Here is a 12,556-nt window from a genome sequence, read left to right as displayed (position 1 = left end):
GTCAGGCGGGCCAGACACCCGTCTCCAGGAGCGACCCGATCGCCTCGCTGTAGGGCCGGACGTCCAGGCCCTGTTCGGCGAGCCAGGCGTCGGAGTAGTACTTGTCGAGGTACCGGTCGCCGGGGTCGCACAGCAGGGTCACCACACTGCCCCGGCGCCCCTCGGCCACCATCTCGGCGACGATCTTCAGCGCGCTCCACAGCCCGGTGCCGGTCGAGCCGCCCGCCTTGCGGCCGATGGCCGTCTCCAGCGCCCGCACGGCGGCGACGCTGGCCGCATCGGGCACCTTCATCATGCGGTCGATCGCCCCGGGCACGAAGCTCGGTTCCATCCGGGGTCTGCCGATGCCCTCGATGCGCGAGCCGCAGTCGCAGGTGACGTCCGGATCGCCGGTGGTCCAGCCCTCGAAGAAGCAGGAGTTCTCCGGATCGGCGACACAGATGCGGGTGTCGTACTGCATGTAGTGGACGTACCGCGCGATGGTGGCCGAGGTGCCGCCGGTGCCGGCCGTGGCGACGATCCACGCGGGCTCGGGGTAGCGCTCCAACTCCAGCTGCCGGAAGACGGATTCGGCGATGTTGTTGTTCCCGCGCCAGTCCGTGGCCCGTTCCGCGTAGGTGAACTGGTCCATGTAGTGGCCGCCGGTCTCCACCGCGAGGCGGGCGGACTCCTCGTACAACGTGCGCGAGTCGTCCACGAAGTGGCAGCGTCCGCCGTGGAACTCGATGAGCCGGCACTTCTCGGCGCTCGTCGTGCGGGGCATCACGGCGATGAAGGGCACCCCGATCAGCTTCGCGAAGTACGCCTCGGAGACCGCCGTCGAGCCGCTGGACGCCTCGATCACCGGGCGGTCCGGCCGGATCCAGCCATTGCACAGGCCGTAGAGGAAGAGGGAGCGGGCGAGGCGGTGCTTGAGGCTTCCCGTCGGGTGGGTCGACTCGTCCTTCAGGTACAGGTCGATGCCCCACTTCTCCGGCAGCGGGAAGCGGAGCAGATGGGTGTCGGCCGAGCGGTTGGCGTCGGCCTGGACCTTGCGGACGGCCTCTTTCAGCCAGGTCCGATAGGTCGGGTCGGTGTGGTCCACATCGAGGGTCGCGCCGGTCCGGGTCTGCTGTGGGGTGCTCACGACGGGCTCCTAACGCTTCGCGCCGACGACGCCGCGCGTGGCCGGACGCCCCGATCATAGACACCTTCCGCACGCTTCTCACCTGCATAAACACACCTTTGGGCGCCTCAAAGGCCACCCTGGGGAGGCGAATGGCGTGACCTCGTGGGGGCGCATTCGGACGAGTGCTCCGGCCCCGCGCGTCCACCTCGCCGTACGTACTGGTGCCGGGCGCCGGGTGCGGGCAGACTGCACCGAGGGAGCACACTGGATCACGAGAACGAGCCGGACCCCGCCCACGCAGGCCCGGGGTCCGGCACGACACGCGCGAGGGGGCGGGGCGACATGGCGGAGCCGGAGTTCACGGCCACGGGGGTGCGGATCGGGAAGCGACTGCGCTCGCTGACCCGGGCCGGACAGGTCCGTATCAGCGGTGGCCGGCTGGAGTTGCTCACCAGCTACGGCACCGAGATCGACAGCGCGCCGGTGCAGGCGGTCCGGGCGTCGAAGCCCTGGTTCGCCGCGGACGACCGGGCGTTGGCCGACCTCAACGGCAACCGGTACCTGCTGACCCTGGGCGACCACGACCCGGCGCCGGGCGAGCCCGGACCGCCCGCGGCGCGCCGGTTCATCGAGGCCGTACGAAAGGCGGCGGGTCGTAACCGCTGACGCACGGCGAGTTGCGGTGACGCACCCCCTGGGTCACTCTGGTCTCACGTCACTCAGGGTTTACCGGCGATAACGCTGCGAACCAGCCCGCCGGCCATGACAGCAGGCGGTCGCGTTCATCTGGGCACCCTGCTCAATCGATCCGAATCCCGTGTTCTTCCGGACCTCACGTCGGGGAGTCGCAGCCGTGATCAGTAACCCAAGCAGGCACTGCACGGTGGAGCTGCAAGCCCTGCCGTCGCGGATCGGCCAGGTCCGCAGAATCGTATCTGCGCAGTTGCGCTACTGGCATCTTGATCCCTTGATAGACCGGGCGGCGCTCGGTGTGACAGAGCTGTTGACCAACGTCCACCAGCATGCCCGGCCCGACAAGACGTGCACCGTGGAGATCGAGCTGCTGCTCGACCGGCTGACGGTCTCCGTGCACGACCGCGACCCGCGACTGCCGGTCGTGGCGGACATCGAGGCCGTCGCGCCGCTCGCCACCTGCGGGCGGGGCCTTGCGATGGTGGCCGCGTTCAGCGAGAGCTGGGGCGTGCGACCGGACGGCGAGTCGGGCAAGGTCGTGTGGTTCACCCTGCCCACGACTCCACCTGTCCGGACGGTGCCGGCGCGTCCGCCTCGGCGGATCGTGCTGGACAAGCACCGGTTCCCGGATATCGGGGCCCGCGTGGAACTGCGCGAGCCCGAACACGCTCCCGCCCGGTCGGCCGTTGTCGGCTGACCGGGCGGTGACGCCTTGTACGAGGCGGACGCCCTCGGTACGCCCGCCAGGCGCGCCGGGGGCGTGAGGCGCGCGCGGGCCGGGCCGGACCGGACCGCATTATGCCGAGCCGTCGCGGCCCGCGCGGCCGAACTGTTCGTCGAGGACGGAGAGCCGGCGCCAGTACTCGTCCTCGTCGATCTCGCCGGAGGCGAAGCGGTGGCCGAGCACCGCGATGGGCGAGTGGTCGTCCACGGCCCGGCTGCGGGGGCCGCCGCGTCCGCGTGGGAGGGTGCGGCGCAGCAGCGTGATGCCGCCGACCACGACGGCCCCCCCAGATCAGCGGCAGGAACAGGATCCACGGGCCGGGCCCGCCGTCGGCGAAGTGCGCGAGGGTCTGCATCTGCGGTCGTCTCCCGGGTCGGTTCGGAAGGTCCCGCCGGTTGCGCCCGGCCTGGCCGGCCCGACCCGCGGTCCCGCCTTCGAGACTCGCCCCGACAGGGGGTCCGCGGCGTCGTACGGGCAGCGGCCGTGCGCATACCTCCCCCGGAGTAGGCGGAGCCCTCTCGACTGCTCCCCGGTCCGGCCGGGGCCCCGCCGGGGCCTCGCGCCTCACCCGTTCGGCGGTACGGCCTCGCGCCTCGCCGTGACGATCCAGACCGAGCCCGGGATGCGGACGCCGTCCTCGGTCTCGAACTCCCTGAGCGCTTCGTGCACTTCGGCACGGACGCGGGTGACCGTAGCCGGGTCGACGTCCCGCAGATTGTGGCGCGAGGGGCCCATCGAGAAGAGGAAGTCGACGGCTTCGTCCGCGTCGGCGCCGAAGGTCATGGGCGCGTCGAACGGGACCACCTCGATCTCCGTGAACCCGCCAGCGGCGAGCACCTCGCGGATGCGCGCGGGGTCGAGGAGCGAGCCCATCCCCCGGGCGGCGGGGGACGCCTCGCGCAGGAACGGCGAGAGTGCCGCGGTCGCGCGGGCGTAGTCGCTGTCCGGGCCCGCCGGGCGCGGGCCGAGGAACGCGAGACGGCCCGTCGGCACGAGCGCCTCCCTCAGCCGGGTGAAGGCCGCGGCGTGGTCGGTGAAGAACATGAAACCGCCGCGGCTGATGAGCACGTCGAACCCGCGGCCGGCAAACCGGTGCACCTGTGCGTCGCCCTGCTCGAAGGTGACGTTGTCCAGACCGTCCGCGGCCGCGTCGCGCCGGGCCCGTTCCAGCATGGGCGCGGACAGGTCGATCCCCACCACCTCTCCGTCGTACGCCCGCCGCGCCGCGAGGCGCGTCGTCCGGCCGGTGCCGCAGCCGACGTCGAGGACCCTGTCCCCGGCGGCGATGCCCGCGGCGGCGAACAGGCGCGGGTTGAACGCCTCCATCATCCCGTTGTAGCGCTCGGGGTGGTCGGCCCAGTGGACGCCCTCCCAGCTGTTCCAGGCTTCTGCCTGCTGACGGTTGGCGATCGTGTGCACGGTATGCCTCCAGGACGCCGACAATGACTAGAGTTGAGCTCTAGAGTTCACCTCTAGATATAAGCTCCAGTCATGCGTGAGGGCAAGGGAAAACAGGGAAGCAAGGCCCGGGAGACCCGGCGGCGGATCATCGACGCGGCGGGCGCGCTCTTCGTCGAGCGGGGGTACGGCGCGACCAAGCTGCAGGAGATCGCCGACCGGGCGGGCGTGGCGGTGCAGACGATCTACTTCGTCTTCCGCAACAAGCCCTCGCTGCTCAAGGAACTCGTCGATGTCGCCATCGCCGGCGACGACGAACCCGTGCCGACGATGGAACGGCCCTGGTTCCAGGAGGTGTTGACCGCGCCCACCGCCGAGGCCGCGCTGGCCGGCCTCGTCGTCGGCACCCGCGGGACACTCGAACGCGTGGCGGCCATCAACGAGATGGTCCGCGCCGCGACCTCGTCCGACCCGGAACTGCGGGAGTTGTGGCCGCAGGAGGCCGACCCCCGGTACACGGTGATCTCCACGGCGGCCGGGTCCCTCACCGGCAAGCCGGGCGCGCGCGCCGCCGTCCCGGCCGGGGAGGCGGCGGACATCGTCTACGGCGTCCTCAGCCCGGAGCTCTTCCTGGTCCTCACCCGCGACCGCGGCTGGCCACCGGCCCAATGGGAGCGCTGGGCGTACGACACCCTCGCCGCCCAACTGCTGACCGAGGACGCAGCGCGATCTCACCGGCCCTAGAGCCGGTGCGCCTACTCGTGGGTCAGTACGCCCAGGGGGTCGTCCAGTACGGGCTGCCAGGCCAGTTCGGCGGCGCCCACCAGGCTGTTGTGGTCGAGGGTGCAGGCGAGGATCGGCACGCTGCCGCTCTGCCCCCACAGGCTGCGGTCGGCGACCACCGCGCGCAGCCGGCCCGGATCGGCGTCCAGGAGGGTGCGGTGCAGTCCGCCGAGGATGATCCGGTCCGGGTTGAGGATGTTCACCAGCCCCGCGAGGCCCAGACCGAGCCGGTCGATGAGCTGCTCGGTGGCCCGGCGCACGGTCGGGTCGTCGTAGTGCTGCCGGATCAGTTCGTCGGCCTGCCGCAGCAGGGACATCTCCGGGCCCGGGTCGCGGCCCGCGGCGGTGAGCAGGGCCAGCGGGTCGGCCTCGACGTCCAGGCAGCCGCGGCCCCCGCAGTGGCAGGGGCGGCCCTCGGGGTTGACGGTGAGATGGCCGACCTCCAGGGCCAGTCCCGAACTCCCGGTGTGCAGGCGCCCGTCGAGCACGAGCGCGCCGCCGACGCCCCGGTGGCCGGTGGCCACGCACAGCAGGTCCCGGGCGCCCCGTCCGGCGCCGTGCCGGTGCTCGGCGAGGGCGGCGAGGTTGACGTCGTTGCCCGCGAACGCCGGTCCGGTCAGGCCCGCCTGCCGTACGCACTCGGCGAAGATCCGGCGCACCGGCGCGCCCACGGCCCAGGCCAGGTGGAGCGGGTTCAGGGCCAGGCCGTCGGGTTCGGCGACCGCGGACGGCACCGCGAGCCCGGCGCCCACGCAGCGCCGCCCGGTCTCGCGCAGCAGTTCGGTGCCCGCCTCCACGACGGAGCCGAGGACCTTCGCCGGGTCGGCGTCGACGGCCTCGCAGCCAGGCGCGGTGGCGACGATCCGCCCGCCGAGGCCCACCAGCGCGGCCCGGAAGCCGTCGGCGTGGACCTGGGCGGCGAGGACGACCGGTCCGTCCTCGGCGACCTCCAGCCGGTGCGAGGGGCGGCCCTGCGATCCGGCCGCCGCGCCGGGCCTGGCGTCGACCCTGATCAGCCCGAGCGCCTCCAGCTCGGCGGCGACGGCGCCCGCCGTGGCCCGGGTCACGCCGAGCTCCGCGGTGAGCACGGCCCGGGTGGGGGCGCGCCCGGTGTGCACGAGCTCCAGCGCGGGCCCGAGCGCACCGCGTCCCCGGTCCAGCCGCGTCCTCGAGGTGGTCCCTTCCCCCGCCGGCCGGGGGTCCGCCTTGCCGCTCATGAGGGCGAGTCTCCCATGATCCGCAGGTGCGGGTGGCTACCGGCCGCTCACTCTCAGCGTGACGTTCAACCGCCCGGCCAGCCCCAACTCCGGCGGGGCGGTGCCCGGGTACACCGTGGGCACGCCGTGGTAGGCGAGCCGGGAGGGCCCGCCGAAGACGAAGAGGTCGCCGCTGCGCAGCTCCACGTCCGTGTGGGGGCGGGCGCGCGTCGCGGTGTTGCCGAACCGGAAGAGGCAGCTGTCGCCGAGGCTCAGGGAGACCACGGGCGCGTCCGAGTCCTCGTCGCTGTCGCGGTGCATGCCCATGCGGGCGTCACCGTCGTAGAAGTTGATCAACGCGATGTCGTACGGCGGCGGCTCGGTGCCGAGGGTGTCCCGGACCGCCTGCCGGCCCAGTTCCCCGAGCCAGTCGGGGAACGGTTTCACGGGGGCGCCGTCGCCGTCGACGACCGTGCGGGCGTAGCCGTACGGGTACCAGTGCCAGCCGAGGCAGACCTGGCGGGCGGTCATCGTGCCGCCGCCGGGGGTACGGACCGTGCGCAGCCCCGCGGGCGGCCGTGCCCAGGTGCGGCAGGCTTCCAGCAGTTCCCGCTGCCGGTCCGGACCGAGCCAGTCCGGCAGGTGCACCGCTCCCGGCGCGGGTGTGGCGCGGGACCTGGGGAACAGTTCGGCGTCCATCCCTCCATCCTGCCCGCAGCGCGGGGCTTCGGGCGGGCGGGGATTTGACGGCAGGCTCTAGCCTTGACGCACGATGAACGACCGTATGACGACTCCGTGGGGCGAGGTCGCGCTGTCCCGCTTCCCGGAGGATCCGCGCGACCGGCTGCGTGCCTGGGACGCCTCCGACGAGTACCTGCTGAAGCACCTCGCGGAGCGGGACACCCCGCCGACCGGCACGGTCGTGGTGGTGGGCGACCGCTGGGGCGCGCTGGTCACGGCGCTCGCGCGGCACCGGCCGGTGCAGATCACCGACTCCCATCTCGCCCAGGAGGCGACCCGGGCGAACCTGGCGCGGGCCGGTGTCGAGCCGGGTGCCGTGCGGCTGCTCACCACTCAGGACCCGCCGCCGGACCGGATCGACGTGCTGCTGGTGCGGGTCCCCAAGAGCCTGGCGCTGCTGGAGGACCAGTTGCGGCGGCTGGCCCCGGCCCTGCACGCGGACTCGGTGGTGGCCGGTACCGGCATGGTGAAGGAGATCCACACCTCGACGCTGGAGCTGTTCGAACGGATCGTCGGCCCGACCCGGACCTCGCTCGCCGAGAAGAAGGCCCGGCTGATCTTCTCCACCCCGGATCCCGAGCTGCGGCCGGGCGCCAACCCCTGGCCGTACAGCTACGCGCTGCCGGACGGCGTCGGCCCGGTCTCCGGCCGTACGGTCGTCAACCACGCAGGCGTGTTCTGCGCGGACCGGCTCGACATCGGCACGCGCTTCTTCCTCGGCCATCTGCCCGCCGCCGGCCGGGACGCGCGGCGGGTGGTGGACCTGGGCTGCGGCAACGGTGTCGTCGGTACGGCGGTGGCGCTCGCCGACCCCGGGGCCGAGGTGCTGTTCGTGGACGAGTCCTTCCAGGCGGTCGCCTCCGCGGAGGCGACGTACAAGGCGAACGGGGTGCCGGGGCACGCCGAGTTCCGGGTGGGCGACGGGCTGGCCGGGGTGGCGTCCGGCAGTGTCGACCTGGTGCTGAACAACCCGCCGTTCCACTCGCACCAGGCGACGACCGACGCCACCGCGTGGCGGATGTTCACCGGGGCGCGGCGGGTGCTGCGGCCGGGCGGCGAGCTGTGGGTGGTCGGCAACCGCCACCTCGGCTACCACGTCAAGTTGCGCCGTCTGTTCGGCAACTGCCAACTGGTGGCCGGGGACCGGAAGTTCGTGATCCTGAAGGCGGTCAGGCGGGAGGGTTGAGCAGCGTCACCAGCCTGGCCACGGCCTGCGCCATCGCTTCCCGGCCGACGCTCAGGTAGGTGCGGGAGTCCACCGCCTCCGGGTGCGCGGCGAGGTGGGTACGGATGGCGCCGGTCATCGCGAGGTTGAGGGCGGTGCCGATGTTGACCTTGGCGATGCCCCCGGAGACGGCCCCGGTGAGTTCGGCGTCGGGGACGCCGGAGGAGCCGTGCAGGACGAGCGGGACGTCCAGGGTCGCGGCGAGCCGTTTGAGGCGCTCGTGGTCGAGGGCGGCGGTGCGGGTGGTCATGGCGTGGACGCTGCCGACCGCCACGGCCAGCGCGTCGACCCCGGAGTCGGCCACGAAGGCGCGGGCCTCGGCGGGGTCGGTGCGGGCGCCGGGGGCGTGGGCGTCGAGGGCGGGCTGTCCCGCCTTGCCGCCGATCTGGCCCAACTCGGCCTCGATCCAGAGCCCTTGGGCGTGCGCCCAGTCGGCGGCGGCCCTGGTTGCGGCGAGGTTGTCCGCGTACGGCAGCCGGGCCGCGTCGTACATCACCGAGCTGAATCCGGCGCCGGGCGCCTGGCGCAGCAGGTCGTCGCTCTGGACGTGGTCGAGGTGGAGCGCGACGGGCACCTCGGCGCGTTCGGCGGCGGCGGTGGCGGCCCGGGCGAGCGGGAGCAGCCGTCCGTAGCGGAACTTGACGGCGTTCTCGCTGACTTGGAGGACCACGGGGGCGTGCACCGACTCGGCGCCCGCGACGACGGCCTCGATGTGTTCGAGGGTGATGACGTTGAAGGCGGCGACGGCACGGCGGTGCGCTGCGGCGCGGGTGACGAGTTCGCCGGTGGTGACCAGGGGCACGGCGGGTCCTTCCGGGGAGGGTGGTGCCGGGAGCGTCGGTGGTCGTCGGGGCTGCGGGTGGGTGCCGGGGGCGCCGCGCGGGCGCTGGTGGAGGGCAGTGGTCACCGCCCGACAGAGGGGGCGCCACCCCGGCGGACAGGCCGCCGCCAGGCGGAGCCGGCGGGCGGAGCCGGCGGGCGCCGTCAGGGTGTGAGGATCACCGAGCGGGTCAGGTGGCGCGGGAGGTCGGGGTCGAGGCCGCGGGAGCGGGCGACGGCGACCGCCAGACGCTGGGCGAGGATCAGTTCGGCGAGTGGGTCGAGGGTGCCGGCCATCCAGGTGCCGCCGGTGGCGCGAACCTGGTCCGCGAGCCCCTCGGGGGCCTCGCCGAGCATCCAGGTCGCGGTGCCCTCGGTGGTGATGCTGATCGGGCCGTGCCGGTACTCCATCGCCGGGTAGGACTCGGTCCACGCCTGGGCGGCCTCGCGCATCTTCAGGGCGGCCTCGTGGGCGAGGCCCACGGTCCAGTCGCGTCCGAGGAAGGTGAACTGGGCGCTGTCGGTGAGCCCTTCGGGCAGCGGGGCGGTCAGCGCGGCGCGGGCGTCGGTGACGACGGCGTCGGTGTGCAGACCGAGGTGGGCGCGGAGCAGGGTGAGCGCGGTGGTGGCGAACCGGGTCTGCACGACGGAGCGTTCGTCGGCGTGGTCCAGGACGACGACGGCGTCGGCCGCGTCCATGACGGGGGTGCGCGGGTCGGCGGTGATGGCGGCGGTGCGGGTACGACCCCTCAACTCCCCCAACAAACTCAGGACTTCGGTCGTCGTGCCGGACCTGGTGAGGGCGACGACCCGGTCGTAGGAGCGTCTGCGCGGGAACTCGGAGGCCGCGAAGGCGTCCGTCTCGCCCTGGCCCGCACCCTCGCGCAGTGCCGCGGCCGACTGCGCCATGAAGTACGAGGTGCCGCAGCCGACGATCGCGACCCGCTCCCCCGGCGCCGGCAGCGCGTCGCGGTGCTCCGGCGCCCGGTCCGCGGCCCGCGCCCAGCACTCGGGCTGGCTCGTCAGCTCCTCCTCGACGTGGGTCATTCCCACCCCTCCCTTGGCTTGATTGTTCTTGCAAGATATAGCGAGTTTTCGAGCAGAATCAAGCATCTGAGTTCAGCGGGGGTGCGCTAGGGTCGCCGGGAGATCGAGGAACGGAGGCGCGGATGTCGCGCGACGCCCGCTGGAAGGCACTGCTGGAGCTGCTCGTGGAGCGGGGCCGGCTGGACGTCGAGGAGGCGGCGGCGGAGCTGTCGGTGTCCGCCGCCACGATCCGCCGCGACTTCGACCAGCTGGCCGAGCAGCAGATGCTGGTGCGCACCCGGGGCGGGGCGGTCGTGCACGGCGTCTCCTACGAACTCCCCCTGCGCTACAAGACCGCGCGGCACGCCTCGGAGAAGGAGCGCATCGCCAAGGCGGTGGCCGCCCTGGTCGCACCCGGCGAGGCGGTCGGGCTGACCGGCGGCACGACCACCACGGAGGTGGCCCGCGCGCTCGCCGTACGGGGGGACCTCGCCACCGGCTCCCCCGCCCTCACCGTGGTCACCAACGCCCTCAACATCGCCAACGAGCTCGCCGTACGCCCCCAGTTCAAGATCGTGGTGACCGGTGGCGTCGCGCGGCCCCAGTCGTACGAGCTGATCGGGCCGCTCGCGGACGGGGTGCTCGGGCAGATCACCCTCGATGTCGCCGTGCTCGGGGTCGTCGCCTTCGACGTCGCCCAGGGCGCGGCGGCCAACGACGAGGCGGAGGCCGCGATCAACCGGCTGCTGTGCGAGCGGGCGGGGCGGGTGATCGTGGCCGCGGACTCCAGCAAGCTGGGCCGCAGGGCCTTCGCCCGGATCTGCGCGGCCGAGGCCGTGGACACCCTGGTCACCGACACCGCGGCCGCACCGGAGACCGTACGGCGCTTCACGGAGGCCGGTATCGAGGTCGTCACGGTCTGACGGCCGTTGTCCGCCCGGCGCGTGCCGGATCGCCCTAGGCTGGGTGTCGAGGCGGTGTCGGGGGCCCAGGGAGGCTGCGATGAGCGGAACCGAGTCGAGCGACCAGGACGCCCCCGGGGCTCCGCGCTATCTGCCGATCGCCGAGCACGGACTGATCGGCGACCTGCGCAGTGTGGCCCTGGTGGGGACCGACGGCACGATCGACTGGTACTGCTGCCCCTCGTTCGACGCGCCGAGCGTCTTCGCGTCGATCCTGGACGCCGAGCGCGGCGGCTCGTTCGAGCTGGCGGCGGCCGTACCGGCCCGGACCAAGCAGTTCTACTTCCCGGACACCAACGTCCTGATCACCCGCTTCTTCACCGAGGACGGTGTCGGTGAGGTGCAGGACTTCATGCCCGTCGACGGCGACTCGGTGGAGACCGAGCGGCACCGGCTGATCCGGCGGGTGCTGTGCGTGCGCGGCTCCATCCCGTTCCGGGTCCGGGTCGCCCCGCGGTTCGACTACGGCAGCCGGCCGCACTCGGTGCGGATGGTCGGCGACGTGGCGGTGTTCGAGTCGGCCAAGCTCTCGCTCGGGCTGACCGCCACGGTGCCGCTCCAGGCCGATGGGCCGGACGTGGGGGCCGAGTTCAAGCTCGCCGAGGGCGAGACGGCGGTGTTCGCCCTCGACCAGGTCGGCGGCGAGGTCTCGCCCCGGCGGTGCGCGATGACGGAGGCTCAGGAGCAGTTCGCCACCACGGTCGCCTACTGGCGGCACTGGCTGTCCGCGTCCAAGTACCGCGGCCGCTGGCGGGAGATGGTGCACCGCTCGGCGCTCACCCTGAAGCTCCTCACCTACGCGCCCACCGGCGCGATCGTCGCCGCGCCGACCACGAGCCTGCCCGAGCAGCTGGGCGGCGAGCGCAACTGGGACTACCGCTACGTGTGGGTGCGCGACGCGGCCTTCTGCGTGTACGCGCTGCTGCGGCTGGGCTTCACCGGCGAGGCCGAGGCGTTCATGAACTTCGTTACCCGGCACATCAGTCCGGGCGACGGCAAGCCCTCGGGACCGTTGCAGATCATGTACGGCATCGACGGCCGCACGGACCTCACCGAGCGTGAACTCGACCATCTGGAGGGCCACCGCGGCTCCGCGCCGGTGCGGATCGGAAACGCGGCCGCCGAACAGCTCCAACTCGACATCTACGGCGCCCTGATCGACTCGATCTACCTCTACGACAAATGGGCCAAGCCGATCTCCAGCGATCAGTGGGACGACGTGTGCGCGCTGGTGGACTGGGTGTGCGAGCACTGGGACCAGCCGGACGAGGGGATCTGGGAGACCCGGGGCGGGCGGAAGAAGTTCCTGTACTCGCGGCTGATGTGCTGGGTGGCGATCGAGCGGGCGATCCGGATGGCCAACCGGCGGGGCCTGCCCGCCGACATCGTCCGCTGGCGCACCTGCCGGGACACCATCTACCGCCGGATCATGACGCACGGCTGGTCGGAGTCCCGTCAGGCGTTCGTGCAGCACGAGGACGACGACGTGCTGGACGCGGCCGTACTGATGATGCCGCTCACCAAGTTCATCGCCCCGACCGACCCGAAGTGGCTGTCCACGCTGGACGCCCTCGCCCAGGACCTGGTCTCCGACTCCCTGGTCTACCGCTACGACCCGGTGGCGAGCCCCGACGGCCTCCGCGGTGACGAGGGCACCTTCTCGATCTGCTCCTTCTGGTACGTCGAGGCCCTGGTGCACGCCGGCCGGGTCGACGAGGCCCGGCTGGCCTTCGAGAAGATGCTCACCTACGCCAACCATCTGGGCCTGTACGCCGAGGAGATCAGCCACACCGGTGAGCAACAGGGCAACTTCCCGCAGGCGTTCACCCACCTCGCCCTGATCAGCGCGGCCTTCAACCTCGACCTGGCGCTCGGCTGACC

The 12,556-nt window shown here is 72.7% G+C and carries 12 protein-coding genes and 1 pseudogene; 6 read left to right on the top strand and 7 right to left on the bottom strand.

Annotation, left to right across the window (positions count from 1 at the left end; all coding sequences use genetic code 11):
- Nucleotide 1: 1 nt before the first annotated feature.
- Nucleotides 2–1,126 (bottom strand): L-cysteine desulfhydrase Cds1, encoded by a 1,125-nt coding sequence (gene cds1 / locus ABT296_RS01030; RefSeq protein ID WP_351922230.1) that lies wholly within the window; start codon nucleotides 1,124–1,126, stop codon nucleotides 2–4.
- 324 nt (nucleotides 1,127–1,450) lie between these two features.
- On the opposite strand from cds1, the gene ABT296_RS01025 reads away from it, so the two are divergent.
- A complete protein-coding gene (locus ABT296_RS01025; protein WP_351922229.1) occupies nucleotides 1,451–1,774 on the top strand; it encodes a hypothetical protein in 324 nt (107 codons plus the stop codon).
- A gap of 187 nt (nucleotides 1,775–1,961) precedes the next feature.
- Nucleotides 1,962–2,498 carry an ATP-binding protein gene (locus tag ABT296_RS01020; RefSeq protein ID WP_351922228.1) on the top strand — a complete coding sequence of 179 codons (537 nt, stop codon included), beginning with the start codon at nucleotides 1,962–1,964 and terminating at the stop codon, nucleotides 2,496–2,498.
- A 99-nt stretch (nucleotides 2,499–2,597) separates the two neighbouring features.
- Here the strand turns inward: ABT296_RS01020 and ABT296_RS01015 are convergent.
- Nucleotides 2,598–2,880: pseudogene (locus tag ABT296_RS01015) on the bottom strand (SHOCT domain-containing protein).
- Nucleotides 2,881–3,089: 209 nt separating this feature from the next.
- Nucleotides 3,090–3,944 carry a methyltransferase domain-containing protein gene (locus ABT296_RS01010; RefSeq protein ID WP_351922227.1) on the bottom strand — a complete coding sequence of 285 codons (855 nt, stop codon included), beginning with the start codon at nucleotides 3,942–3,944 and terminating at the stop codon, nucleotides 3,090–3,092.
- 72 nt (nucleotides 3,945–4,016) lie between these two features.
- Between ABT296_RS01010 and ABT296_RS01005 the strand changes: the two genes are divergently transcribed.
- Nucleotides 4,017–4,667, top strand: coding sequence for a TetR/AcrR family transcriptional regulator (locus ABT296_RS01005; RefSeq protein WP_351922226.1), 651 nt, complete (start codon nucleotides 4,017–4,019; stop codon nucleotides 4,665–4,667).
- An 11-nt stretch (nucleotides 4,668–4,678) separates the two neighbouring features.
- Here ABT296_RS01005 and ABT296_RS01000 read toward each other — a convergent pair whose 3' ends face one another.
- Complete coding sequence (locus ABT296_RS01000) at nucleotides 4,679–5,923, bottom strand: ROK family protein (protein WP_351922225.1); 1,245 nt, start codon at nucleotides 5,921–5,923, stop codon at nucleotides 4,679–4,681.
- A 36-nt stretch (nucleotides 5,924–5,959) separates the two neighbouring features.
- Nucleotides 5,960–6,601 carry an alpha-ketoglutarate-dependent dioxygenase AlkB family protein gene (locus ABT296_RS00995; protein ID WP_351922224.1) on the bottom strand — a complete coding sequence of 214 codons (642 nt, stop codon included), beginning with the start codon at nucleotides 6,599–6,601 and terminating at the stop codon, nucleotides 5,960–5,962.
- Between the two features lie 73 nt (nucleotides 6,602–6,674).
- Between ABT296_RS00995 and ABT296_RS00990 the strand changes: the two genes are divergently transcribed.
- Nucleotides 6,675–7,829 carry a methyltransferase gene (locus ABT296_RS00990; RefSeq protein WP_351922223.1) on the top strand — a complete coding sequence of 385 codons (1,155 nt, stop codon included), beginning with the start codon at nucleotides 6,675–6,677 and terminating at the stop codon, nucleotides 7,827–7,829.
- Here ABT296_RS00990 and ABT296_RS00985 read toward each other — a convergent pair.
- Entirely contained in the window at nucleotides 7,813–8,670 is an 858-nt protein-coding gene (locus tag ABT296_RS00985; protein WP_351922222.1) for a class II fructose-bisphosphate aldolase, read from the bottom strand. The two genes, ABT296_RS00990 and ABT296_RS00985, sit on opposite strands and share 17 nt — an antisense overlap.
- Nucleotides 8,671–8,852: 182 nt before the next feature.
- Complete coding sequence (locus tag ABT296_RS00980; protein WP_351922221.1) at nucleotides 8,853–9,734, bottom strand: SIS domain-containing protein; 882 nt, start codon at nucleotides 9,732–9,734, stop codon at nucleotides 8,853–8,855.
- A gap of 122 nt (nucleotides 9,735–9,856) precedes the next feature.
- Between ABT296_RS00980 and ABT296_RS00975 the strand changes: the two genes are divergently transcribed.
- Both ABT296_RS00975 and ABT296_RS00970 read left to right on the top strand, forming a co-directional pair.
- Entirely contained in the window at nucleotides 9,857–10,636 is a 780-nt protein-coding gene (locus ABT296_RS00975; RefSeq protein ID WP_351922220.1) for a DeoR/GlpR family DNA-binding transcription regulator, read from the top strand.
- 79 nt (nucleotides 10,637–10,715) lie between these two features.
- Complete coding sequence (locus tag ABT296_RS00970) at nucleotides 10,716–12,554, top strand: glycoside hydrolase family 15 protein (protein WP_351922219.1); 1,839 nt, start codon at nucleotides 10,716–10,718, stop codon at nucleotides 12,552–12,554.
- The last annotated feature ends 2 nt before the right edge of the window (nucleotides 12,555–12,556 follow it).

It is taken from the genome of Streptomyces sp. NPDC000983 (assembly GCF_040299205.1).
GTDB lineage: Bacteria > Actinomycetota > Actinomycetes > Streptomycetales > Streptomycetaceae > Streptomyces.
Note: the sequence above shows the minus strand (reverse complement) of the source record. Positions and strands in the feature narration are given on the sequence as shown.